Source organism: Streptococcus peroris ATCC 700780, from assembly GCF_000187585.1.
In the GTDB taxonomy this organism is placed as follows: Bacteria; Bacillota; Bacilli; order Lactobacillales; family Streptococcaceae; genus Streptococcus; species Streptococcus peroris.
Genome location: NZ_GL732463.1, coordinates 1112784 through 1137869 on the forward strand (window position 1 = coordinate 1112784; position 25086 = coordinate 1137869).

A 25086-nucleotide genomic window follows, 5' to 3' on the forward strand; every position below is an offset into this window, starting at 1 on the left:
TTGGAGGATCAAATGAAAAAATTAGGTACATTAGTCATTCTCTTTCTTTCCGTCATTGCTCTGGTAGCATGTTCTACTGGAAAGAAAGATGCAGCTTCTGGTCAAAAACTAAAAGTTGTTGCTACAAACTCAATCATTGCTGATATTACTAAAAACATTGCAGGAGATAAGATTGATCTTCACAGTATCGTGCCTGTTGGACAAGATCCACACGAGTACGAACCACTACCAGAAGACGTCAAGAAAACTTCACAAGCTGACTTGATCTTCTACAATGGCATCAATCTTGAAACAGGTGGAAATGCCTGGTTTACAAAATTGGTAGAAAATGCTAAGAAAACTGAAAACAAAGACTACTTTGCAGTCAGCGAAGGCGTTGATGTTATCTACCTTGAAGGCCAAAACGAAAAAGGCAAAGAAGACCCACATGCTTGGCTCAACCTCGAAAACGGGATCATCTATGCTCAAAACATTGCCAAACAGCTCATCGCTAAAGATCCTAACAACAAGGAATTCTACGAAAAAAATCTCAAAGAATACACTGAAAAACTAGACAAGCTTGACAAGGAAGCCAAAGAGAAATTTAACACGATCCCTGCTGACAAGAAACTCATCGTAACCAGCGAAGGATGTTTCAAATACTTCTCTAAAGCTTACGGTGTCCCAAGCGCCTACATCTGGGAAATCAACACCGAAGAAGAAGGAACACCTGACCAAATCAAGACTCTGGTTGAAAAACTTCGCCAAACAAAGGTACCATCTCTCTTTGTCGAATCCAGTGTCGATGACCGTCCAATGAAGACTGTTTCACAAGACACAAATATTCCAATTTACGCACAAATCTTTACTGACTCAATTGCTGAAGAAGGTAAAGAAGGTGACAGCTACTACAACATGATGAAATACAACCTTGACAAGATTTCTGAAGGTTTGTCTAAATAATCATTTTAAAAAACGTCAGTCACCATGAATTGGCGTTTTTTGTCTATTTAAATTTCGGTCAAATTATTGGAAGAGTCTGAACATTTAATGTAAAATAAAAGAAAAAAAGATTGGAGTAGCTTATGACTACATTCCTTGGAAACCCTGTGACTTTTACTGGAAAACAACTACAAGTTGGAGACAAGGCACTTGACTTTTCTCTCACTACGACTGATCTCTCAAAAAAAACACTAGCTGACTTTGAAGGTAAGATAAAGATTTTGAGTGTCATTCCTTCTATTGACACTGGTATCTGTTCACTTCAGACTCGTCGCTTTAACCAAGAGCTAGCCAGTTTAGACAACACTGTAGTCGTAACAGTATCAATGGATCTTCCATTTGCTCAAAAGCGCTGGTGTGGTGCAGAAGGAATTGAAAATGCCATCATGCTATCAGACTACTTCGACCACTCTTTTGGACGCGATTATGCTCTCTTAATCAAAGAATGGCACCTGCTCGCTCGTGCAGTGTTGGTGCTAGATAGTGACAACATCATCCGTTACGTTGAATACGTAGACAATATTAATAGCGAGCCAGATTTTGAAGCAGCTATTGCAGCTGTAAAAGAACTCAACTAAGTTCAGCTCTTGTAGCAATAAGCTAGAGAAATCTAGCTTTTTTTGGTATACTAGATACAGATAATAGACAAGGAAATACGAATGACACCAAATAAAGAAGACTATTTGAAATGTATTTATGAAATTGGCATGGAACTTCCTAAAGTTACTAATAAGGAAATAGCTGCGCGAATGCAGGTATCACCTCCAGCTGTAACCGAAATGATCAAGCGCATGCAAACTGAAAATCTCATCTTTAAAGACAAGGGAAATGGTTATTCACTGACTGATTTTGGACAAATGATAGTCTCAGAATTATACCGTAAACACCGCTTAATTGAGGTTTTCCTAGTTCATCATCTAGACTATACTAGTGACCAAATTCATGAGGAAGCCGAAGTTCTAGAACATACGGTTTCAGACCTTTTTGTGGAGAGATTAGAAAGTATGCTTGGTTTCCCAAAAATGTGCCCACATGGTGGAACAATTCCCTCTAAGGGCGAGTTACTGGTAGAAATCAACCACCTACCTCTAGCAGATACTAAAGAAACTGGAACCTATCTCCTGACTCGGATTCATGATAACTTTGACCTCCTCAAATATCTTGAAAAACACGGCATCAATATTGGAGACAAACTCCAAGTCAAACAGTTTGATAACTTCTCTAACACCTATACTTTGATTCACAAAAATGAGGAACTCCAAGTTAGCCTAGAAATCGCTAAACAACTTTATGTAGAAAGAATCAACTAAGTTTTTAGAACTGATTTCCGAATGAATCAACATAAAACCCTGAAAATAGAATTTTCAGGGTTTTATATTACTATATGACTTGACTTTGCTTTTTTTTAGGTGTAGAATGAACGCAACTAAGAGGAGGGAGACCATCTTATGAAAAAATCACTCAAAATTTTCGCTACCTCAAAATGGTTTGACCTGTTTGGTGTGGCTTTAGTTGTCGGCATAGCGATTGCATCAGGCTACCTTAATTCACGATTAGACAAGTTTGTTGATTGGGGAGAATGGACTAAATTGGTTCCATTTGGACTCATTTCAGTTACTAATGTTGGAATTTCAATGTTGTCCACTCGTTTTACTGGTAAATTGAGTAAATGGGGGAATTATTACGGAATTGTCAATACAATCTTATCTGGTACTATTGATTATATCCTCGGAAATAAGGCTGCGATTATCACCTATCCCGTCACCTTTCTTATTTATACCTTTGCCATTAAGAAATGGGAGGCTTCACAAGAAGGTAGACCAAACAAGATGAGCCAAAAACAATTGAAATGGGCAGCCATCATTATTTCAGTCCTAGCCTTCCTATTTGCCTTTGCAACAAACTATATTGGCTATGGGGGCAAGATGAACCTTCTTGCATACGTCACAACGATTGCATTTGGACTTTCATTGATTGCAAATGCCTTGAACGCTCTTAAATTAACGACCCAATGGGAATTTTGGTTGGTTTACAATTTCGTTCAATTAACAAAAGCTAGTATCCAAGGAAATTTTGCCAATATTGGTAAATACATCTTTTACATCATCAATGCTGTAGGTGCTCTATTCGTATGGAATGATAAAGAATAAAATAATGAATCGTTAACCTGTATCTTACTCAACTATCATATTTAATGGTTAGAACTAGATTTGACAAACAAAGGCTCTATCTCATCTGCTTATTGCATATAAGATAGAGCCTATTTTTTATCTATTTTTAGTATCAAGGATGATGGTTACCGGGCCATCATTGACCAGTTCCACCTGCATATCTGCTCCAAAGACTCCTGTCTCAACAGAAACTTCCTTGGCTAGTTCCTTGTTAAATTCTTGATAGAAAGCTTCAGCCATATCTGGTTTAGCAGCACCTGTAAAGGCTGGGCGATTGCCTTTTTTGGTATCGGCAAAAAGTGTAAACTGGGATACTGACAGAATCTCTCCTTGGATATCCTTGACAGAGAGATTCATCTTGCCTTCAGTATCTGAGAAGATACGCATATTGACAAGCTTTCTGACTGCATAATTCACATCTTCTTGCTGATCTTCAGGTCCCACACCTACTAATAGCAAGAGCCCCTGCTTGATTTGACCATGAATCTGCCCATCAATAGTGACGTGAGCCTCCTTGACGCGCTGAACGATAATTCTCATAGAAATCCTTTCTGACTATAGCAAGTCAACTTAACCATTGGTACGTTTAACTGAGTAGACTTCTGGTACACTCTTTATTTTATCAACTACTGTAGTCAGAGTTGAGAGGTTAGAAATTCCAAAAGATACATGGATATTGGCAAATTTCATATCCTTGGTTGGTTGTGCATTAACAGTTGAGATATTCTTAGTTGTATTTGATAAGACTTGCAAAATATCATTCAATAGCCCAGAACGATTGAGGCCGTATATGTCGATATGCGCCATATACTCCTTAGTTGAGAATTGGTCTTCCCATTCAACATCGAGTAGACGTTGCTCGTAGTTTTCTTGTGAGCGTAGATTCATACAGTCCACGCGATGGATGGCAACTCCACGGCCTTTGGTAATATAACCGACGATATCATCACCGGGAACAGGGTTACAGCATTTAGCAATCCGGACCAAAAGCCCAGAAGCGCCTTCGATGACCACACCACCTTCATGCTTAACCTTGAGGGTTTCCTTATTTTCAACCTTGACTTCGCCACCCTTGACCAATTCTTCGGCTTCTGCCTTGGCCTTGGCCCGCTCTTCTTCGCGTCGTTCTTTCTCCGTCAAACGGTTAAAGACGGTAATAGCTCCGATTTCTCCAAAACCAATCGCCGCATAGAGGGCTTCTTCAGTCTTGTAACTGGTTTTTTGAAGGACTTCATCTATGTGGCGTTTGTCCATAAATTTATTGGCCACATAGCCGTTCTCTTGGAGCTGACTAATCAGCAATTCACGGCCTTTACTGATGGATAATTCCTTATCTTGGTTTTTAAAGAATTGACGAATTTTGTTACGAGCCTTGCTGGTCTTAACCATGTTGAGCCAGTCACGGCTTGGCCCAAATGAGTTTGGATTGGTGATGATTTCAACCTGGTCTCCCGTTTTAAGCTTAGTCGTCAAAGGAACCATACGACCATTAACCTTAGCACCAGTCGCTTTTTCACCAATCTTTGTATGTATTTCATAGGCAAAGTCAATCGGTCCAGAATCCTTTGGAAGAGAACGAACCGCTCCATCTGGAGTAAAGACATAAATCTCCTCAGCCAGATAGTTTTCTTTGACAGTATCCACAAATTCCTTAGCATCATCAGACTGGTCTTGGAGCTCCATCATCTCCTTGATCCAGTTCATTCCAATAGCAGATTCTTTGCTATTAACTTGACCCTTGATTCCTTTTTTGTAGGCCCAGTGAGCTGCAACCCCGTATTCAGCAACCTCGTGCATTTCCTTGGTTCGAATCTGGAACTCAATTGGCCCTTTCGGTCCATAAACAGTCGTATGGATAGACTGGTAACCATTGGCCTTACGATTGGCAATGTAGTCCTTGAAACGTCCTGGCATTGGTTTCCAAAGTTCATGAACATAACCAAGCATAGCATAAACGTCACTCTGCGTATCTAGAATGCAACGAATGGCAATCAAATCGTAGATTTCATCAAAACGTTTTTTCTTGTCCTGCATCTTACGATAGATAGAGTAAATATGCTTTGGACGACCATAGATTTTCCCTGTAAGGTTACGCTCAGATGAATATTCCTCAAGTTTTTTCACAACTTCATCGACCAAGGCTTCACGTTCTTGACGTTTTTCTTTCATAAGAGTTGTAATCTTATAAAATTCTGTAGGATTGAGATAGCGGAAAGACAGATCCTCTAACTCCCACTTCACACTCGAAATCCCTAGTCGGTGAGCAAGCGGTGCGTAGATTTCCATCGTTTCTCGTGAAATTCGCTCTTGTTTGTCTTTACGTAAATGCTTAAGGGTACGCATATTATGCAAGCGGTCTGCCAATTTAACCAAGATAACACGGATATCCTTAGACATAGCCATCAACATCTTACGGTGATTTTCAGCGAGCTGTTTTTCAAAAGACTTGTACTCAACCTTACCAAGCTTGGTAACGCCGTCTACAATCACCCGAACATCATGACCAAACTCACGCTCTAAGTCATCCAGGGTAGCATCTGTATCTTCGACCACGTCATGCAAAAAACCACAGGCAACAGAGACAGCATCCAACTTAAGCTTAGCCAAGATACCTGCTACCTGAATAGGGTGGATAATGTAGTGTTCGCCTGATTTACGATACTGTCCACTATGGCATTCTACAGCATAAACCAAAGCCTTATGTACAAAAGCCACATCTTCCTTCGATAAATATTTTTGCGTTAAAGCGACGACTTCATCGCCTGAATAAATTACTTCTTTTGGCATGCATATTCTCCAGTTCTTCCTACCATTTTAACACTTTTTTGTAGATATGAAAACTAGAAAAGCCTATTCTGTAAGACTTTGCCGAACTCTAAAAAAACACTACTAGAGAAACTCTAGTAGTGTTGATTGATTAAAATCTATCTTAGTAAACTGTTCTTTCAGTTTCTACATCAAAGAAGTGTGCTTTGTTCAAGTCAAATCCAAGTTCCACTGTTGCACCAGCTTGCAAGTAATCACGTGCATCAACTTTAGCAACGAATTCATCTTTACCAACTTGGCAGTATAGGTGAGACTCAGAACCAAGCAATTCTGATACAGAGATAGTAGCTTTCACAACTGATTCTGGGAATGTTTCAAGGAAAGCAGGTTCAGAATTCACATCTTCTGGACGAATACCGAAGATCAATTTTTTACCTTCATAACCTTTTTCACGAAGAACTTTCAAAGCACCTTCTGGAACTTTCAAGTTCAAGCCGTCAGCAACGATGTGGTCACCGTTCAATGTAACGTTGATGAAGTTCATAGCTGGGCTTCCGATAAATCCTGCTACAAATTTGTTAACTGGGTTTTTGTAAACTTCTTGAGGAGTACCGATTTGTTCTACACGTCCGATAGTACCTGTACCAGCAGGGTTTTTAGTAGCTGACATGATAACGATACGGTCAGCAAGTGTCATCGCTTCTGTTTGGTCGTGAGTTACGTAGATAGTTGTAGCTCCGATACGACGGTGGATTTTAGCGATTTCAGCACGCATGGATACACGAAGTTTTGCATCCAAGTTTGACAAAGGTTCGTCCATCAAGAATACTTTTGCATCACGGACGATTGCACGACCCATGGCAACACGTTGACGTTGACCACCTGAAAGGTCAGCTGGTTTACGATCCAAGAATTCTTTCAATCCAAGGATTCCAGCTGCTTCTTGTACACGTTGATCAATGTCTTCTTTGCTATATTTACGCAATTTCAAACCGAAAGCCATGTTATCGTATACAGTCATGTGTGGGTAAAGAGCGTAGTTTTGGAATACCATGGCAATATCACGATCTTTTGGAGCTACATCGTTAACAACAACGCCATCGATTGAACATTCACCTTCTGTGATGTCTTCAAGACCTGCAATCATACGAAGAGTAGTTGATTTACCACATCCTGAAGGTCCTACGAAAACGATAAATTCTTTGTCTTTGATATCTAAGTTGAAGTCTTCAACTGAGTAGTGTTCGCTGTTTGGATATTTTTTGTAAATATTTTTAAGATTTAATTCTACCATTTCGGTGAACTCCTTTTGTTTTTTGATAATTTTATTATAGATGAAAACGCTTTATATTTCTATGGCAAGATGACCAAAAAAATAAAAAAGTTCTGTGCAACTTGCACAAAACTCATAAAACATCTGCTAATATCAGTTGATAACACAAGGTAAGATCGGTTAATTCCTTCAACTGAAGCCCTGTTAATTCTTCCCACTTATCAATCTTGTACTGGAGAGAATTACGGTGCAAATAGAGCTTCTGGGCTGTCTTGGTAAGAACTGCACCATTTTCCCAAAGAGAGAGAATAATTTCCTGGATCTGATCCTGATCTAGGATTAGTTGATGGAGATATTCCTTGATAAGGTTGAGATTCACCATTCTTTCTCCCGTACTCCAAAGATAGAGTTGGGAAAAAGTATGAACACCTTGATGACCCTGTCGCCACCAGCTTTTAAACAAATCCCGTTCCTCTTTGATGAGATCTGGCAGAGCCTGATGTCCTGACTGTGACCAGTTCTGTCCAAGCATGATGGACAGACGTACCCCAAAATCATACTCTACTGCTTCCAAGGTATCCATCAAGATAGAGCGAACAGAAGTATATTTGTCCTGTTGAAGAAGGAAAAGATAATCCTGAGCTCCAACTTGCAACACTGTTTCACAGTTAGGAAAGAGTGTTTTCATCATGTCTAACCAAGAAGCTAGGTTTTCTCGTTGGTAATAAGAAAGGTGACAATAGACAACTTGTAGCTTTTTAAAGTTTTGTGGTGCTTGCCCCTTACCTTCAATTAGGTAATGATACCAGGGATTTAAAGAAATTCTTTGCTCCTGCTGGGTTAAGAGTGCCACCAAGTGTCTTTCACGTTCGCTAAGACTTGCTTCTTCTAGTAACATCCACTGTTGAGAGGAAACCGGAAGTGTTAGATAGCCTTCCTTATCGACTGGCTGTTCTACAATTTGTGCTTGCGGAAACCAGTCCAATAGTTCTGTTGCAATCATTTCCTAGCCCTCCACTTTTTGGATACACCAAGAAATCAAGGTTTCAAGGCGTTCCACATTTTCAGTCATATGAAGATAACCCATAACCGCTTCAAAACCTGTAGACATTCGGTAGGTCACCACATCCGCATTCTTAGCTTTGGTATGGCTATTGGTATTGCGACCTCGTTTGTAGATTTCTTCCTCTTTTTCCGTTAGGACTTCTTCTTCAATCATGAGAGAAATCAAGTGTGCTTGAGCCTTGGCCGATACATACTTAGTCGCTTCTTTATGGAGTTTATTGGGCTTGGTCATACCTTTAAAAATCAGATGACGACGGATATACATGGAATAAACCGCATCTCCTTCAAAGGCTAGAGCAATCCCGTTAATGAGATTGACATCAATCACGTGTCCACCTCACTCCATCCTTGGTATCAAGCAATTTAATCCCTTGTGCAGCTAGTTGGTCACGGATTTGGTCAGCTGTCGCAAAGTCACGATTGGCACGTGCTTCTTGACGTTTTTGGATCAATGCTTCAATCTCTTCATCCAAAACTTCCTCAACAAAGACCACTCCAAAGACTTCTAACATAGCTGCAAGAGTTTCCTTGACAGCTGCATCATAGTTTCCTGAGTTGATCCATTTGGCCATTTCAAAAACAACTGTGATTCCGTTAGCTGTATTGAAATCTTCATCCATGGCCGCTACAAACTTATCTTTAAAAGCTTGCAACTCCCCCGCATCTACAGTTCCAGTAAATGGTTGCTCATAAGTGTTTTTTAGATACTTGAGATTGGTCTCTGCATCACGCACTGCCTTTTCCGTAAAGTTGATAGGCTTGCGGTAGTGCTGGGTCGCAAAGAAGAAACGTAACACTTGTCCGTCAATCGTTTTGAGGGCATCATGTACGGTGATAAAGTTCCCCAAGGACTTGGACATTTTAACATTGTCGATATTGACAAAGCCGTTGTGCATCCAGTAATTGGCAAAGGTCTTACCTGTTTTAGCTTCAGACTGGGCAATTTCGTTGGTGTGGTGTGGAAACTCAAGGTCAGCTCCACCACCGTGAATATCGATAGTAGCACCCAAAATCTCAGTAGACATGACCGAACACTCGATGTGCCAGCCTGGACGACCTGGGCCCCAAGGACTGTTCCAAGAAATCTCACCTGGTTTGGCAGCTTTCCAAAGGGCAAAATCTACTGGATTTTCCTTGCGAGCTGTTTCTTCATCTGTACGACCTGAAGCACCTAACTCCAAGTCTTCTAATGTTTTGTTAGCCAACTTAGCATAGTTGTGGGATTTTTCTACACGAAAATAAACATCTCCTTGGCTCTCATAGGCATATCCTTTTTCAATCAAGTCAGCGACAAAACGAATAATGTCATCCATAAACTCAACCACACGCGGATGACGAGTTGCAGGTTTCACGCCAAGAGCCGTCACATCCTCACGAAATGCAGCGATGTACTTGTCTGCCACTTCCTGAGGAGTAATGCCTTCTTCTTTGGCACGGTTAATGATCTTATCATCCACGTCTGTAAAGTTGGAAATGTAGGCAACCTCGTAGCCACGATACTCAAAGTAGCGACGAATCGTGTCAAAAGCTACCGTTGAACGAGCATTCCCTACGTGGATATAGTTGTAAACCGTCGGCCCACAGACATACATGCGGACCTTCCCTTCCTCGATGGGAATAAATTCTCGCAAATCACGAGACATGGTATCATAAATTTTTAACACGCTTCATTTCCTTTCTGTTTCTAGATTTTGAATCTATATCCTTATTTTTCCAATGCTAACGCTATACTGACAGCAATCTCAAAGAAAGTCATAGCATCCGTTTTTCTATCCTCACGTCTAGCATCCCATTCGTGATTGTGATGATCCACATAGTCAGCCGTGTAGAAAAATTGATAAACCTTGGCTTGTCGATATTGGGCCCAAGCCATAATAGCTGAAGCTTCCATATCTACAACTGTCGCTCCTGCTGCTAGTCTTCGTTTAACCTTAGCTGCTGTTTCACGATAGAAGGCATCTGTTGTCCAAGACTTTGTTCGAATATGCTCAATACCAGCTTTGTTCAAAGCGTTCTCTATAGTTGAGAGAAGCGTTTCATCATAAGAAATCTCATCACTTGCTGGAGCATAATGGTAACTGGTCCCTTCATCACGTAAAGCTGAACTTGGTAGGATAATCTTATCTGCTTGGATGGACTGGTCCAGAACTCCACAAGATCCTAAAACGATAAAGTTGTTGAAACCTCTCGCTTTGAGTTCTTCTAAGAAACCCACAACCATTGAAGCACCAATAGTAGCCATAGTAACTGCAAGTTTAAGTCCATCTACTTCATAGATGTACCATGGAAATTTGCCATTTAGATTGGTAAGGTAGCCACCTTCATAGACTCCGTCCATCTGCTTGACTCTTTCCACTATCTCTCCATTAAAAGACAGAATAATCGTCTGACAAATCTCTCCACCACTAAGAAGGCTTCGATCAGTTGGCTCTATAACCGCAGGTACATTTTCAAATTCTTCTAGTAACATCTATTCACTCTTTCCTGTCTAAATAAACCACCTGAGTCTGTTTGACAAAGCCAATTTTTTCATACAATCGCTTGGCACCTACGTTGCTATCTTCTACTGCAATTTGGAACTCCTTATCATTTTGCTCAATAAGTTGGTTGACGAGGGATTTTGCTAAATAACTTCCGTAGCCTTTTCCACGTTCAAGTTCAGATATTGCTAAACCGTAGAAGTAATTGGTATTACTCGATAAATCAACCGTGCAAGTCCCAATAACCTGACCATTTTTTAATAAAATATATAGGCGACTTTCTGGATCTTTCAGAGCCTCAGCGACATATCTATCCACAACTTCTCTCGATTCATGTTCCTCTGAAAATGCCTGAAATTTTAACTGACTAATTTGCTCCTGATACGAACTATCTGCTAACAAAACTTCAAGATTAGAGACAGTTGCTAACAGATAAGGTCTTCTATCCTTACCTAACCAAGTTTCTGTCTCTTCATCCTCAACCAGTCCCCAATTGCTGACAAAATCAGGATGACGGTCTAGAAAAATACGTTCTGTCTGAAAAGTCACTGAACGAATAGGGAAAGAAGCCGTTTCTTTCTCAAAACTCGTAAACAATGCACGTGCAATTCCCTGACGGCGATGATTTGGATGGACCAGTATCGCTACTTCCACATCTTGGTCATCTGCATAGACGGTTAATAGGCCAACAAGTTCACCTTTTTCGTAATAAAGAAAAAAGGCGGGCATGTTGGGGTCAAAATTGAGCATATTGGAGAGATAAGGCTCCCGAAAAGTTCCGTCATAGTTCTGACAAACGGCAATAAGGGCCTTTGCTTCCAGTAGTTGGTGGTCATTCAATGTATTGGTTGATTGAATCACGTAAATATCTCCTTACAAACTGGATGAACGATGACTTGCTTCTCTAGCCTGCTCGAGTTTATTGACATAATATTCCCGTTTTTCTTCGACTTCATGAATGGTTGGTTCATCCTTTTGTCCATGAACACGGACAATCTTGGCAGGAATACCGACAACCGTCACATCACTAGGAACATCTGCCACAACGACCGCAGCAGCACCGACTTTGGCATTTTCACCGATTTCCACCGGTCCGATAACTTGGGCATGAGCAGATATAAGCGCTCCTTTACGAACAGTTGGGTGGCGTTTCCCAACATCCTTACCTGTCCCACCAAGGGTTACCCCGTGATAGAGAAGGACTCCCTTTTCAACAATGGCCGTTTCTCCAATCACTAGACCGGAACCGTGGTCGATAAAGACCCCTGAGTCTATCTGGGCTCCAGGGTGAATCTCAATTTGCGTCCAAAAGCGCCAAAATTGGCTGTGCATCCGAGCCAATATTTTAAAACCATGATTCCAGAGAAAATGAGAGAGACGGTGGGCAGCCAAAGCCTTCACACCTGGATAGGTCAGCAAAACCTCCAAAGTGGTGCGAGCCGCTGGATCATTTTCTTTTACGATGTCAATGGTTTCACGCCACCATCCCATACATTTCTCCTTTCTTATTCTGAGTCTTTTGGTGTATTTGTAAATTCTTTCTTAGGTTTGTGGTCCTTATGATGATGACGAGGTCCCTTTTCCCCTTTTTCTTCTGCATTTTCAGGTTTTGGTGGACGTGGCAAGAGAGCTTTCATAGAAGCATCAATCCGTCCTTTTTCATCAATCTTGATGATCTTGACATCCACTTCATCACCAATGGCAACAACGTCTTCGACACGATTGGTACGTGTCCAAGACATTTCAGAGATATGAACAAGGGCATCTGTCTTATCAAAGAGGTTGACAAAGGCACCGAATTTTTCGATACGAACAACTTTGGCATGATAAACTTCGTCCACTTTGGCTTCACGAACCAAACCAGCAATGATTTCTTTGGTACGATTGATGGCATCTTGGTCGCTCGAGTAGATAGATACGTTTCCTTCTTCATCGATATCAATCTTAACGCCTGTTTCAGCGATGATCTTATCGATGGTTTCTCCACCTTTACCGATGACAATCTTAATCTTGTCCACATCGATTTTGATGGTATCAATTTTCGGAGCAGTTGGAGCCAATTCTGGACGAACTTCAGGAATCGTTGCTTCGATGACATCAAGAATTTCAAAACGAGCTTTCTTGGCTTGAGCAAGAGCTTCTGCTAATATTTCTGCAGTAATCCCTTGGATTTTGATATCCATTTGTAGGGCTGTAATCCCGTCACGAGTACCTGCAACCTTGAAGTCCATGTCTCCAAAGTGGTCTTCCAAACCTTGGATATCTGTCAATACTGTATAGTTATTTCCATCTGAGATGAGACCCATAGCAATACCTGCTACAGGAGCCTTGATTGGCACACCACCAGCCATAAGGGCAAGAGTTCCAGCACAGATAGAGGCTTGAGAAGAAGAACCATTTGATTCCAAAACTTCTGCTACCAAACGGATAGCGTATGGGAATTCTTCCAAGCTTGGCAATACTTGAGCGAGGGCACGCTCACCAAGAGCACCGTGACCAATCTCGCGACGACCAGGTGCACCGTAACGACCTGTTTCACCAACAGAGTATTGTGGGAAGTTATAGTGGTGCATAAAGCGTTTCTTGTACTCTGGATCCAAACCATCGATGATTTGAGTTTCCCCCATTGGCGCCAAAGTCAAGATAGAAAGAGCCTGAGTTTGTCCACGAGTAAAGAGACCTGAACCGTGCACACGGGGAACAAAGTCAACACCCGCATCCAAAGGACGGATTTCATCGACCTTACGACCGTCAGGACGAACCTTGTCTTCTGTGATCAAACGGCGCACTTCTGCGTGTTCCATTTGTTCCAAGATTTCAGCCACATCACGCATGATACGGTCAAATTCTTCGTGATTTGCATATTTTTCTTCGTAAACGGCTGTGACTTGGTCTTTCACTGCTTGAGTTGCAGCTTCACGCGCCAATTTTTCTTCTACTTGGACAGCTTTTTGAAGGTCACTGTTGTAGGCTTCGATGATTTCAGCTTGCAAGTCAGCATCTACATGAAGCAATTCAACTTCTGCTTTTTCTTTACCAACTGCCGCTACGATTTCTTCTTGGAAGGCAATCAATTCTTTGACAGCTTCGTGTCCTTTGAGAAGAGCTTGTAGCATGATTTCTTCTGACAATTCTTTGGCACCAGACTCTACCATGTTGATAGCGTGCTTAGTACCTGCCACTGTCAATTCAAGAAGCGATTGCTCTGCTTGTTCTTGAGTCGGGTTGATGATGATTTGGCCATCCACATAGCCTACTTGTACCCCAGCGATTGGTCCGTCAAATGGAATATCTGAGATAGAAAGCGCCAATGATGAACCAAACATGGCTGCCATTGGTGCAGATGCATTTTCATCGTAAGAAAGAACAGTATTGATGACTTGCACTTCATTACGGAAACCTTCCGCAAACATTGGACGGATTGGACGGTCGATCAAACGCGCTGTCAAAGTCGCATCTGTTGAAGGACGTCCTTCACGTTTCATAAAGCCACCAGGAAACTTCCCAGCCGCATACATTTTTTCTTCGTAGTTGACTTGAAGCGGGAAGAAGTCCCCAGTTGCCATCTTCTTAGACATAACGGCAGCAGTCAAGACAGTTGACTCACCGTAACGTACGACAACAGATCCATTTGCTTGCTTAGCAACCTGACCAGTCTCTACGATCAACTCACGACCCGCAAAAGTCGTTTGAAACACATGTTTTGTCATTTTAATCCCCTTTGGATTGATAAAATTATACGCCTTGCCTACAAAGATCAAGATACTAAGGACGTCAAAAGCACAGTAAAAATAGGAAACTGGTGAAGTCTTCGATGAAGACAAGACAGTTTATCTTTTTTACACAGCTTTTCGGCCGGGTTCAATTACTCAAGATACTAAACCGTTAAGCAACTCAAAAGGAAATCTATCTTTTTCACTAGGGATTTAGCCCGTGTTCAACTCCGAAATTACTTTAGATCTGATTCTTTAACTTACATCTCTTTGACATAGGATTAAGACTGCTTAAATATCGTTTATACCCTCATCTTTGTATCAAGTACGTACAGAGTCTATTTTATCATATTTTTCTTAAAAAGTACGGTCTTTTCTATAAAAAAGGAACCATTCTGCTATGAAAAGAAGAATGGTTTGCTTTTTATTATTTTAAGGTTGGTGATTGAACAAGGCATGGGTTGCTTGGTGAATGTACTGAGCAGTGTCTGCATTGTTCATGGTGTAGAGATGTACCCCTGCTACGTCTTGCGTTACCAAGTCCACGATTTGATCTACTGCATAGGCAAGTCCTGCTGCTCTGAGTGACTCAGGGTCATTCTCATACTTGTCCAAGATAGCCTTAAATTTACGTGGGAGATGGATATTCTCACAAGTCTTCAAGAGACGAAGCGCTTGGTTACGATTGAGGATTGGCATGATACCTGCATGAATGGGAACATCAATCCCTGCCAAGGTACACTTGTCTTGGAAATCGTAGAAACGCTCATTGTCAAAGAATAGCTGAGTGACAAGACTTGAACAGCCTGCATCCACTTTTCTCTTGAGATTTTGGATATCTGAGATTTGGTTTGGCGAATCCGGGTGCCCTTCTGGGTAACAAGCACCAACAATATCAAAGTGTGGGGCCTGCTCCTTGATAAACTCAATCAAGTCTGTGGCGTAACGGAAATCCTTCTGTGGCTCAACACCTGGAATGATATCCCCACGCAAAGCCAAGATTTTCTGAACCCCAACTTTATCCAAATCCGCAATGGTCTCAGCCACCTTGTCCTTAGTCAAATAGATAGCTGGCAAGTGAGCAATGGTTGGGATCTCCAAGTCATTTTGGATATAGTCTGCCAAACGAACCGTCGTCTCTTTGATATTAAATTTATTATTACTAGCAGTCACACTGATGAAGTGTGGTGCCAAGCCCTGCATGTCTTTCAGGGCTGCAATAATTTTGTCATTGCCTACTTCTGGGTTTGGAGGGAAAACTTCAAATGAGAGGGACGGTGTTTGACGTGACATATATATGAACCTTTTCTAGTTGATTTCTTACTGTTCAACCATGTAGAGAGAATTTTCTTTTCTTACAATTTCTCACGCGCAGCTTTCGCAGCGTCTACAAGGCGGATCAAGCTTTCTTTCGTTTCTGGGATACCACGTGTTTTCAAACCACAGTCAGGGTTGATCCATACTTTCTTGCTTGGTACTTTGGCAAGGATGGCTTCGATGGTGTGGTCGATTTCGCCTTCGTTAGGCACACGAGGAGAGTGGATATCGTAAACTCCAGGACCCACTTCTGTCTGGAAGTTTTGAGCTTTGAGTTCGTCCAAGATTTCAAGATTTGAACGGCTAGCTTCAAATGAGATAACGTCCGCATCCATGTTGTCGATAGCTGGGATGATATCTGTAAATTCTGAGTAACACATGTGAGTGTGGATTTGTGTATCTGGTGCTACAGTTGAATGTACCAAGCGGAAGGCTGGAATAGCCCAGTCAAGGTAGTCTTCGTACCAGTCGCTACGACGGAGTGGCAATTTCTCACGAAGAGCAGCCTCGTCGATTTGGATGATTTTCACGCCTGCAGCTTCAAGGTCAAGAACTTCATCCTTGATTGCAAGAGCGATTTGAAGAGTAGAATCCTTGATAGAGATGTCTTCACGTGGGAATGACCAGTTAAGGATAGTAACAGGTCCAGTCAACATACCTTTAACAGGTTTGTCCGTACGGCTTTGTGCGTAGCTAGACCATTTGACAGTGATTGGGTTGAGACGAGTGACATCACCCCAGATGATTGGTGGTTTCACCCCACGCATACCGTATGATTGTACCCAACCGTTTTTAGAGAATAGGTAACCAGACAAGTTTTGACCGAAGTACTCAACCATGTCGTTACGTTCGAATTCACCGTGTACAAGCACGTCAAATCCAACTTCTTCTTGCCATTTGATCCATTCATCGATAGTTTTAGCAAGGAAAGCATCATATTCTTCTTGTGACAATTCACCCTTACGGAAGGCCAAACGTTTAGCACGAACTTCCTTGGTTTGAGGGAATGAACCGATGGTTGTTGTTGGAAGAGGTGGAAGTTTGAATGCTTCTTCTTGGATAGCTTCACGTTCTGCGAAGGCTGGCAAACGAGTGTAGTCTGCGTCTGTCAAAGCAGCGATACGCGCACGAAGTTCTGCATTTTCACCAACACGTTCAGTCGCAAAGAGTTCTTTGTTTGCTGCAAGAGCCTCTGCACCTTGACCGTTGCGGATAGCATCCAAGTCACGAAGTTCTTCCAATTTTTCAACTGCAAAAGCAAAGTGGTTCAAGATAGCTGGTTCAAATTCTTCGTTAGCTGTTGTAAATGGCACATGAAGAAGTGAACATGAGCTTGTCAAAACGATGTTTTCAGCTGGAATTTGCTCAAGAACAGCCAAGCTCTTTTCGTAGTTGTTGCGCCAGATGTTCTTACCATTGACAATACCTGCATAGAGAGTCTTGTCAGCTGGGAATCCACCTTTAACGAGTTCAAGAGTTTTCTTACCTTCAACGAAGTCAAGACCGATAGCATCTACTGGCAATTTGACAAGGTCAGCATAAACGTCACGAACGTCTCCGAAGTAAGTTTGAAGCAAAACTTCAAGACCTTTTTTATCAGCCAAAAGCTTGTTGTAAATGTTCAAGAAGAGTGCTTTTTCTTCTTCTGTCAAGTCTTTGACGAGAGCAGCTTCGTCCAATTGGATACGAGTTGCACCAAGTTCAGCCAATTTGGCAAAAACGTCTTGGTAAGCAGCCACTAAGCTATCGACGAAGTCTTCTGCTTTCACGCCTTCTTCAAAGTCTGATAATTGAAGGAAAGTGAATGGACCTACAAGGACTGGACGAGTGTTAAGACCAAGTTCTTTTGCTTCTTGGAACTCATCAAAAATCTTGTGACCAGCCAATTTTACTTGAGTGTCTTTTTCAAATTTAGGAACGATGTAGTGGTAGTTAGTGTTGAACCATTTCTTCATCGGAAGGGCACGAACATCCCCTTTTTCTCCTTGGTAACCACGTCCCAAAGCAAAGTAACGTTCAAGATCAGACAATTCCAAGTTTTGAACAGATGCAGGAACTACGTTGAAAAGGAAAGCAGCATCAAGGAAGTTGTCATAGTGAGAAAAGTCATTTGATGGGATTTCAGTGATGCCTTTTTCTTTGACGATGTTCCAGTGTTTTGCACGCAATTCTTTAGCAGCAGCCAAGAGTTCTTCTTCTGAGATTTCTTTTCTAAAGTATTTTTCAGTTGTAAATTTTAATTCGCGGAATTCACCCAAACGAGGGAAACCGATAATTGTAGTTGACATGTTTTGTCCTCCAAAAATTGTTGTTGAAACTATCTTAACAGAAAAGAAAGCGTCTGTATAATTGTAAAAAATTAGGCTTTGATATAGTTTGAAACTATATGGCTTTTTAAAGCACAAAAAAGAATTTGGAGAAGATTCCCCAAATCCTTTGGTAGATAACTGTTCATAGACTTTTTAAATAGCTACGTTCAGAACAAAATAGCAACAAATTGAAAGCCGACTATGGCTTGTTATTAGAAAAGACTATAGGTCAGTTTAATTAACTTTTCCCCTGTTCAAGTGGAACGACTGCTAGTGTCTTTCCTAAACTGGCTAAAACCTTTAAGACCGTATCCAACTGAGGGCTAGTCTTTCCTGTTTCCATCCTAGCTATGACAGGCTGACTCACTCCACTAAGTTCTTCTAGCTTTTTCTGACTGATTCCTTGCTCACGTCTAGCCTCGATCAATTCACTCATGATAGCCACTCACATATCACTTTCAAGGATTTCCTCCTTGGTGAAGAGTTCTGACCGGACATCCTTCCAATTACTCCCAATGGCACTATTCTTCATCACTTAATCCTCTTTCTTTTAAGTCCTTCAGTTCACGCTTGGCTTTTTTAAAATTATAACTTAAAAGTTATTAAAAGTAAATTCAAATACTTATAAAAAGAAGACCTTAGAAAATTCTAAAGGTCTCATTTTTATTATTCGAAAAAATTACGAAAAGAGTTCTAAATTAGAAGTCATACTGACTCTTAATCCAACTCTATCCCCTTCTCTCGGAGATTAGCCAGACACTCCTCATAGTAGGAGTCGTCATGTTCACTATAGATAGGACTGTTCAGCTTTTCCTCTGCTAAGTCTTGATAAGGAGGGCAGGTCTTGCCACGGTAGTTCTTATCCAACCACTCTGGACTGACCTTGTAGCCACGGTCAGCCATCTCCTCCATGATCAAACGATGATAGGCATAGAGACGATAGGGCGAGTGGGTAAAGACATAGTCAACCGTCGCATGCTTTCTGCCCCAGCCATTGCCACGAAGGGCGCAACACTCTCGATGTTGCCCCAAGAGCTGAGGACGGGGAAGTTGTGAAATCAAAGCCTCATGCCAAAGTCTCATGGGAGTCTCCTTTCAGCAAGGTAGAATTTTGAAGATAGCTATTTGGGTAACGTTCAAGTAAATCTCGAGTCTTAGCAATCAAGTCTTGCTTAGAAGCTTGACCGAAGCGATAGCGATCCAGCAAGAGCATATAGTCTTTGCGTTCGTCAAGGCTTGCTTGCTTTTTAAAATAGCCCCAAATATGCTGAAAGGCATTGCAAACCTGACCCCTGTGTTCTTGGATCTGGCAGGCACGGTCAATCATCTCTTGAACCTGTCTCAGCTCCACCACCTCTTGCTTGAGATACTGGCGAATATCCTTGTAAATATTGCTGGAATGGCTCAAAACAAGGTATTTATTTTCCGCCCAGAGTTGCTGACAAAGGGCACGTTGGTTGTTATTTTCCATATTTCTCCTTAACTTCTACTAGTTCCCAGGAAATACGGAAACAAAGTTATATCTATAAAATGAGCGAATTATGAGCGGAATATGAGCGAATAAATTAACCCCATTATCCTTTAAAGTTTTTCAAAAACTCTTTAAGCTCAGCATCGGCTTCTGGTGTGGTTCCGTGGAGTTGACCGAGCATTTCGAGTAAAGAAGCTGTTTGGCTTTCGATTGCTTTATTTGTCTCGTTAATCTTGCTGACGATGTCTGTCAGCGGCTCTACTTCTTCTTCCTCAAAGGTATCTACATAGCGAGGGATATTGAGGTTGTAGTCATTTTCGACGATTTCTTCATAGCTTGCCAGATGGACAAACTTATCAATCTCCTCACGTGACTTGTAGGCTTCCAGAATCTTCTCGATATGAGCATCCGTCATGATATTTTGGTTTTTGCCCTTATCAAACTCCTTAGAAGCATCGATAAAGTAGACATCGCGATTGGTACGGTTCTTTTTGAGAATGATAACCGTAGTCGGAATGCTGGTATTAAAGAAGATATTGGCTGGTAGACCGATAACCGTATCAATGGCACCTTCTTCTAACAAGGCCTTACGAATAGTTCCCTCTGCATTTCCACGGAAGAGAACACCATGGGGAAGAACGATAGCCATGACTCCATTATCCTGCTTGAGGTGGTAATATCCATGTAGGAGGAAGGCAAAGTCAGCCTTGGACTGGGGCGCCAGTTTCCCAAATGGAGAGAAACGAGGATCAGCCATAAAGCCAGAGCTTGCAGACCACTTGGCAGAGTATGGAGGGTTCATGAGAACACCGTCAAAGTTGGTCGGCTCCTGAGTTGGCCAGTCTTCATCCAGTGTATCGGCATTGTGGAGAAATTGATTCTCAACAGGAACGCCGTGTAGGATCATGTTCATCCGAGCTAGGTTATAGGTCGAAGTATTGAGCTCCTGACCAAAGTAGACGACTGTCTGCGGTTTATGAGAGTATTTCTTGGCATTTAGCAAGAGAGAGCCAGAACCCATAGTCGCATCATAGATGGTAAAGCCTTCCTGATTCTCACGACCTAAAAAGGCAATCTGAGTCATGAGTTTGGCAACAGGCTGAGGCGTATAAAACTCACCAGCTTTCTTGCCCGAGTCAGTCGCAAACTGACCGATCAGATACTCATAGGCATCCCCCAGCATATCGCCAGCGTGACCAGCCACGTCTAGCACAGCCAACTCTTTCATGACTGCTGCTACCGTTTGGTTTTGCTTTTGCGGAGTTGCTCCTAGCTTTTTAGAGTAGAGGTCGATATCTTCAAAGAGATTTTCATAGAGGTCGTCACTCTGCTCGATATCACGAAAACCTTGGGCCAAATCTTCCAGCTGGAAAGTCCCCTCATTGACACGTGCTACCAGAGCCGTAAAAGTCAGGTCTGGCTTGATGATATAGTTGAGCTCATCATTCATAACAGAGACCAGATCCTCATGGGTCTCCGCATCCTCGTAGTAGTTGCGATAGACCTCAAGGGCATCCTCAAGACTATCTGTCCCCTCTTCCATGGTCTCAGCCACGAAAAAGAGCATCTTATCAGACAGGTACTTGTAAAAGACCATGCCCAAGAGATAGGACTTGTAGTCATTGGCATCCATCTTGGAGCGGAGAACATCCGCTGAGTTCCACAGGGCTTGGTAGAGCGACTGGGACGTTTGTGTTGTTTCCATAGTGTTTCTTTCTAAGTTTTACAAATATTCTTCAAAAAGTGGTTGCTTAGGAATAGCCAATCACTTCTCTTTCTACCGTTTGAACCAAGTCCAAAGGAATATCAGAGACAGGAAGTTGATAAACGATATTTTTTCGAGGGTTATAAAATCCAAGATTTTCGATAGAAAGGAAGTCAGGGTCAAAGGAATGTAAGCCCATGATATAGTATACAAGGACTTGTAGTGTATGGTCTTTATTAGGAGCTGTTTTAGTCACCTTAAAATCCCATAATGTATCCTTGGTAAGAAAATCTCCATCACCCTTGTCAATCGTATCTGTATAACCTCCAAGAAAGTTAAAGCCATCTTTCACCAAAGGACCATAGAGATCAAAGAAACAAAGGCTTCTCTCCACCATGATACAAATATTCTCTATCGTTTCTGCATCCACTGAAATTTCCTCAAAAGGCTTATAATACTGCTTCCCTGCACGAAAGACGACATCAAAGGACGCTAGACGACACGCACTTTCTATCGATAAATCATCCAATCCTGTCACCAAATCGAGCAGTGCTTCTGCTAGGTCTCCCATGCCCACCATCTGAGCTCCCATGAGAGAAATTCTGAAAGCATCACGGGCTTCTGTCCCTTTCATAAAACGGGTCAAGTAGTCCACACAAATCCCCACTAAACTAGGAGATACAGACTCTACCGGATGAAGAACTCTGTGATCTTCGAACTGCTCTACTGAAAATAACTTGATGGGCAAGTAGCCACCTCGAGGTTGGTTAATTTCTTTGATACGTTGTGTTACAGATACCATGAATGCTCCTTTTATCTTTTAATCTTCGAATTTGAATCCTTCTTTTTCAAGTTTGTTTAATCTTTCCTTAATACTTCCTTTTAAGAAAATAATATCTGCTTCGTCAGCATAAGTGTCAAAATCTTTTACAAAAATATATTCTTTATTTTTAGAATCATACCCAGATTTATTCTGATCTTTATTACTTATAAATCCAAATTCTAGCCAAAAACGGAGAAACTCTTCTGTACTTAGTTTAATTATGGCTCCCCAGATAGTATTGTCCCAATCAAAATATTGAAGTTTTTTATCAAGTTCATACAAGTGCATCATTATTATTATATATTTCCACCTGTATGACGAGAATTCTTTATTGTAAGGACTTAATCCTATATCAAGACCTACCATATCTTGATACCTAAAAATTTTATGTTTGAAAATAAAATAGAATATCTCGCTTACATCTGCTTTACCTAAAACACTCTCTACAAAAAAATAAGTCTTTTTAACTAATTCAATATCCACTTCTTGAGTCCCTATCCTATATTCAGGAATTTTAGTCTTAACCTTCTTTTGTATAATAAGATTTACTAGCAGGTTATCTTCACTATGAGTAGATAATTTTAAAGCGTTTGAAAACAATAAATCTTGTTGTTGATTTGTTAGTTTTTCGTATTCTCCATTGATAAAATCTAGGAAATCATTCTGTGAAAGTAAAATTTCATTAGAAAGTTGTTGTTCCTCATCAATAATCTGAATCAATTCTTCAGTGAGTCTATTTGATGGTACTTCATTTATAAGGTATCCTTCCCTATTTGAAAGATAACAACTTGGATATGAATTATTTTTTTCAAACAATATATTATGAAGTTCCTTTATTAACTGTTTATTAGAATCTAATTTAATAGACCCTTTACCGGTCTTTAAACTTTCATAAAATCTTGGATAATATAGAAAAAGATATATAACAACTAGTTGTTGCTCAATTTGAACATATTTCTCTTTATTACGTCCAATCAATTCCAGGTTAACATAATCGTTAAAGCGTTCTCTGTCCCGTAAATTTCTTTCATCTGTTATGAACACCCTCTTAAATCTATCAGAAAGCTTTATTTCTAGCCTCTTTTCCAATTGTTCGAAATAATCAGTCCATATTTTTGTAGGATGGAGAACAAATGGCAGCTCAATTCGTCGATCAATAATTTTTGAAAGATAATTACTCTCGTTTCGATGAATTATATCTATATCTCCAATAAAAATAATCGGAAGTTTTCCTTTGAGTAAACTAAACAGTTTATAACTTGCTTCCTGCTGTTCCATGGTCATTCTATCAAAGTCATCAACTACTAAGACTGTCTTCGTAAACGAAGGATAATTTTTCGTCAACAACCAACTATAAATTCCATCTGATTTTATTTTCAAAAACTGATGGATTGCAACTATTAAAGCAACCACTCCCGCACTCAATATAACCCAAGTAGGTACAAGAACACTTAGACCTAAATCAACTACATTAGTCATTAGGATTGATAATGCAATGCATAGAATTACAATTAATCTAAGGCCCCAGTAAACATATGGATGTAGCTTCGCAAAAACTGTTTCTAGAGTCGAGCGACTGTCATTTAATCTCCAAAAATCAATGGTAACTAGTTTAATTTGGTTTATATCGTCAACTTCTTTAAGAAAAGTAGATTTACCTGATCCCCAGGGACCATTAAGAAAATATGTCTTATTCTCGTTTAATAATTTTGCAAAATTTTGCGCCGCAGTTGAGGTATCAATTTTATCTAGTTCTATAAAATTTTTCTCCACCATATCTCACTTAAATCTTCTCGTCTACAATTTATGATTCAAATTTTTGTTGAATATTTTCAACTTTGTCTCTAATTAACTCATCAGTATTGCTACCAAGTTGTTCAATTAGATACTGGTAAAACTTTTTAATATCTTGGTCATTCAAAATATGTAATACCTGTGTATTTTCCACTGCAATTTCTATGAGATCTTCTATTTCTTCTGGTTTCCAACTAGTATATTTTGATAATTTTTCAACAATAGCATGAGTACTTTTGAAACTAGCACTACTTTCCAAAGAGTTGATCAAGTCTATTTTCTCCTGTTCTTCTCTTGGTTTTTCTTGTTCGATAGCTTCCTTCTGATTAATATACTTTTTCTTGTACAATTTTTCGTTGTACACAGTTTTATCAATGATCAATTTCACTAGTTCATCAAGCTCGCTACCTTCCGAATAATCTGCAGGGGCAAAATAGGAAATACGATTATCCCTCATCATTTTATAGACTTTATTTTTCGCCTTCACTTTATCTTTTTCATCTGGATTAAAAACACCTATAGAATATCCGCCTTGAGAATTTACTAATTTCATACAAGGAATATCCGTATCGCTGTCCCCTAGATAAACCATATTCCGAAAAGGAACTCTGATTTCATCTGGTGCAAAAGAATCATTAACAGCATCATCATTTACATCAAGTACTCCCTTTGAGATACGGAAAAGGAACTGTGTCTTGTTAGTATAATTAACTACTTGAGCAGGCCAAACAGCCACCCCGTCTTCATCAAAATAGAAAGATGTTGCGTATAGTTCTTTAAACTCATTCGCAATTGATGTTCCTTCTATCATCTCTTTCAAACCGGAAGAAATAATATAATGCTCGATAATAATATCTCTTTCTGCTCCATAATCTCTAATGCGCTTAAACCAATCCTTAACTCCCTCGAATAATGCTACTTTAGAGCCATAGTCCGCAAGTTTTTCTTTTGTAAAAACAATTTGCCCACGTGCTTTTTTCTTCATTGTATACATATAAGCAAGGTTTTTATCCATATTGTTTGCTGCGGCACGACTATTTGACTCTTTCCAGAAATCACCAATTACATCACTTCCTTCTGGTTGTACTGTTTGGATATATCCTTGAGCTTGCATATCATCTGGAGATAGAGTTTTATCAAAATCATAGCAAAGTGCAATAACCGGTTTGTCTGTTTTCTTTTCACGTTTAAAAGTCGTGTCTGGCATATTTAGCCCCT

General features: G+C 40.5%; 22 protein-coding genes and 1 pseudogene. 4 read left to right on the plus strand and 19 right to left on the minus strand.

Annotation, left to right across the window (positions count from 1 at the left end; translation table 11 throughout):
* The first annotated feature begins 12 nt into the window (after window positions 1–12).
* The 4 genes from HMPREF9180_RS07465 (at window position 13) to HMPREF9180_RS07480 (ending at window position 3131) form a co-directional block, all read left to right on the plus strand.
* Window positions 13–942 (plus strand): metal ABC transporter substrate-binding protein, encoded by a 930-nt coding sequence (locus HMPREF9180_RS07465; RefSeq protein ID WP_006145916.1) that lies wholly within the window; start codon window positions 13–15, stop codon window positions 940–942.
* Window positions 943–1064: 122 nt separating this feature from the next.
* Window positions 1065–1559, plus strand: coding sequence for a thiol peroxidase (gene tpx, locus HMPREF9180_RS07470; RefSeq protein ID WP_006145917.1), 495 nt, complete (start codon window positions 1065–1067; stop codon window positions 1557–1559).
* Window positions 1560–1640: 81 nt separating this feature from the next.
* Window positions 1641–2291 (plus strand): metal-dependent transcriptional regulator, encoded by a 651-nt coding sequence (locus tag HMPREF9180_RS07475; RefSeq protein ID WP_006145918.1) that lies wholly within the window; start codon window positions 1641–1643, stop codon window positions 2289–2291.
* A gap of 138 nt (window positions 2292–2429) precedes the next feature.
* Window positions 2430–3131, plus strand: coding sequence for a nicotinamide mononucleotide transporter (locus HMPREF9180_RS07480; protein WP_006145919.1), 702 nt, complete (start codon window positions 2430–2432; stop codon window positions 3129–3131).
* A 117-nt stretch (window positions 3132–3248) separates the two neighbouring features.
* Here HMPREF9180_RS07480 and dtd read toward each other — a convergent pair whose 3' ends face one another.
* The 19 genes and pseudogenes from dtd to HMPREF9180_RS07575 form a co-directional block, all read right to left on the minus strand.
* A complete protein-coding gene (gene dtd / locus HMPREF9180_RS07485) occupies window positions 3249–3692 on the minus strand; it encodes a D-aminoacyl-tRNA deacylase (RefSeq protein WP_006145920.1) in 444 nt (147 codons plus the stop codon).
* A gap of 30 nt (window positions 3693–3722) precedes the next feature.
* On the minus strand, window positions 3723–5939 hold the full coding sequence (locus tag HMPREF9180_RS07490) for a RelA/SpoT family protein (RefSeq protein WP_006145921.1): 2217 nt from the start codon (window positions 5937–5939) through the stop codon (window positions 3723–3725).
* A 142-nt stretch (window positions 5940–6081) separates the two neighbouring features.
* Window positions 6082–7212: an ABC transporter ATP-binding protein gene (locus HMPREF9180_RS07495; RefSeq protein WP_006145922.1), complete on the minus strand. Its 1131-nt coding sequence runs from the start codon at window positions 7210–7212 to the stop codon at window positions 6082–6084.
* A 112-nt stretch (window positions 7213–7324) separates the two neighbouring features.
* The gene (locus HMPREF9180_RS07500; protein ID WP_006145923.1) at window positions 7325–8194 is read right to left on the minus strand and encodes a helix-turn-helix domain-containing protein; all 870 of its coding nucleotides are present in this window, start codon (window positions 8192–8194) and stop codon (window positions 7325–7327) included.
* 3 nt (window positions 8195–8197) lie between these two features.
* Window positions 8198–8584: a Mini-ribonuclease 3 gene (locus HMPREF9180_RS07505; RefSeq protein WP_006145924.1), complete on the minus strand. Its 387-nt coding sequence runs from the start codon at window positions 8582–8584 to the stop codon at window positions 8198–8200.
* Window positions 8577–9920, minus strand: coding sequence for a cysteine--tRNA ligase (gene cysS, locus HMPREF9180_RS07510; protein ID WP_006145925.1), 1344 nt, complete (start codon window positions 9918–9920; stop codon window positions 8577–8579). Before cysS ends, HMPREF9180_RS07505 begins: the two co-directional genes overlap by 8 nt.
* Before the next feature lie 41 nt (window positions 9921–9961).
* Window positions 9962–10726: a nucleoside phosphorylase gene (locus HMPREF9180_RS07515; protein WP_006145926.1), complete on the minus strand. Its 765-nt coding sequence runs from the start codon at window positions 10724–10726 to the stop codon at window positions 9962–9964.
* A gap of 4 nt (window positions 10727–10730) precedes the next feature.
* Complete coding sequence (locus tag HMPREF9180_RS07520; protein WP_006145927.1) at window positions 10731–11597, minus strand: GNAT family N-acetyltransferase; 867 nt, start codon at window positions 11595–11597, stop codon at window positions 10731–10733.
* Window positions 11598–11609: 12 nt separating this feature from the next.
* Window positions 11610–12227 (minus strand): serine O-acetyltransferase, encoded by a 618-nt coding sequence (gene cysE, locus HMPREF9180_RS07525; RefSeq protein ID WP_006145928.1) that lies wholly within the window; start codon window positions 12225–12227, stop codon window positions 11610–11612.
* 14 nt (window positions 12228–12241) lie between these two features.
* A complete protein-coding gene (gene pnp / locus HMPREF9180_RS07530) occupies window positions 12242–14446 on the minus strand; it encodes a polyribonucleotide nucleotidyltransferase (protein ID WP_025168726.1) in 2205 nt (734 codons plus the stop codon).
* A gap of 435 nt (window positions 14447–14881) precedes the next feature.
* Window positions 14882–15742 carry a methylenetetrahydrofolate reductase [NAD(P)H] gene (gene metF / locus HMPREF9180_RS07535; protein WP_006145930.1) on the minus strand — a complete coding sequence of 287 codons (861 nt, stop codon included), beginning with the start codon at window positions 15740–15742 and terminating at the stop codon, window positions 14882–14884.
* Window positions 15743–15804: 62 nt separating this feature from the next.
* Window positions 15805–18054, minus strand: coding sequence for a 5-methyltetrahydropteroyltriglutamate--homocysteine S-methyltransferase (gene metE / locus HMPREF9180_RS07540; protein WP_006145931.1), 2250 nt, complete (start codon window positions 18052–18054; stop codon window positions 15805–15807).
* A 259-nt stretch (window positions 18055–18313) separates the two neighbouring features.
* Window positions 18314–18607, minus strand: a pseudogene (locus HMPREF9180_RS07545) (helix-turn-helix domain-containing protein).
* A gap of 185 nt (window positions 18608–18792) precedes the next feature.
* On the minus strand, window positions 18793–19158 hold the full coding sequence (locus HMPREF9180_RS07550; protein WP_006145933.1) for a TIGR02328 family protein: 366 nt from the start codon (window positions 19156–19158) through the stop codon (window positions 18793–18795).
* Window positions 19142–19546 (minus strand): YbgA family protein, encoded by a 405-nt coding sequence (locus tag HMPREF9180_RS07555; protein ID WP_006145934.1) that lies wholly within the window; start codon window positions 19544–19546, stop codon window positions 19142–19144. Before HMPREF9180_RS07555 ends, HMPREF9180_RS07550 begins: the two co-directional genes overlap by 17 nt.
* Window positions 19547–19649: 103 nt before the next feature.
* Window positions 19650–21251, minus strand: coding sequence for a type I restriction-modification system subunit M (locus HMPREF9180_RS07560; RefSeq protein ID WP_006145935.1), 1602 nt, complete (start codon window positions 21249–21251; stop codon window positions 19650–19652).
* Window positions 21252–21297: 46 nt separating this feature from the next.
* The gene (locus tag HMPREF9180_RS07565) at window positions 21298–22053 is read right to left on the minus strand and encodes a hypothetical protein (RefSeq protein ID WP_006145936.1); all 756 of its coding nucleotides are present in this window, start codon (window positions 22051–22053) and stop codon (window positions 21298–21300) included.
* An 18-nt stretch (window positions 22054–22071) separates the two neighbouring features.
* Window positions 22072–23850, minus strand: a complete 1779-nt coding sequence (locus tag HMPREF9180_RS07570) for a P-loop NTPase fold protein (RefSeq protein ID WP_006145937.1) — start codon at window positions 23848–23850, stop codon at window positions 22072–22074.
* Between the two features lie 28 nt (window positions 23851–23878).
* Complete coding sequence (locus HMPREF9180_RS07575) at window positions 23879–25075, minus strand: HAD family hydrolase (RefSeq protein ID WP_006145938.1); 1197 nt, start codon at window positions 25073–25075, stop codon at window positions 23879–23881.
* Between the last annotated feature and the right edge of the window lie 11 nt (window positions 25076–25086).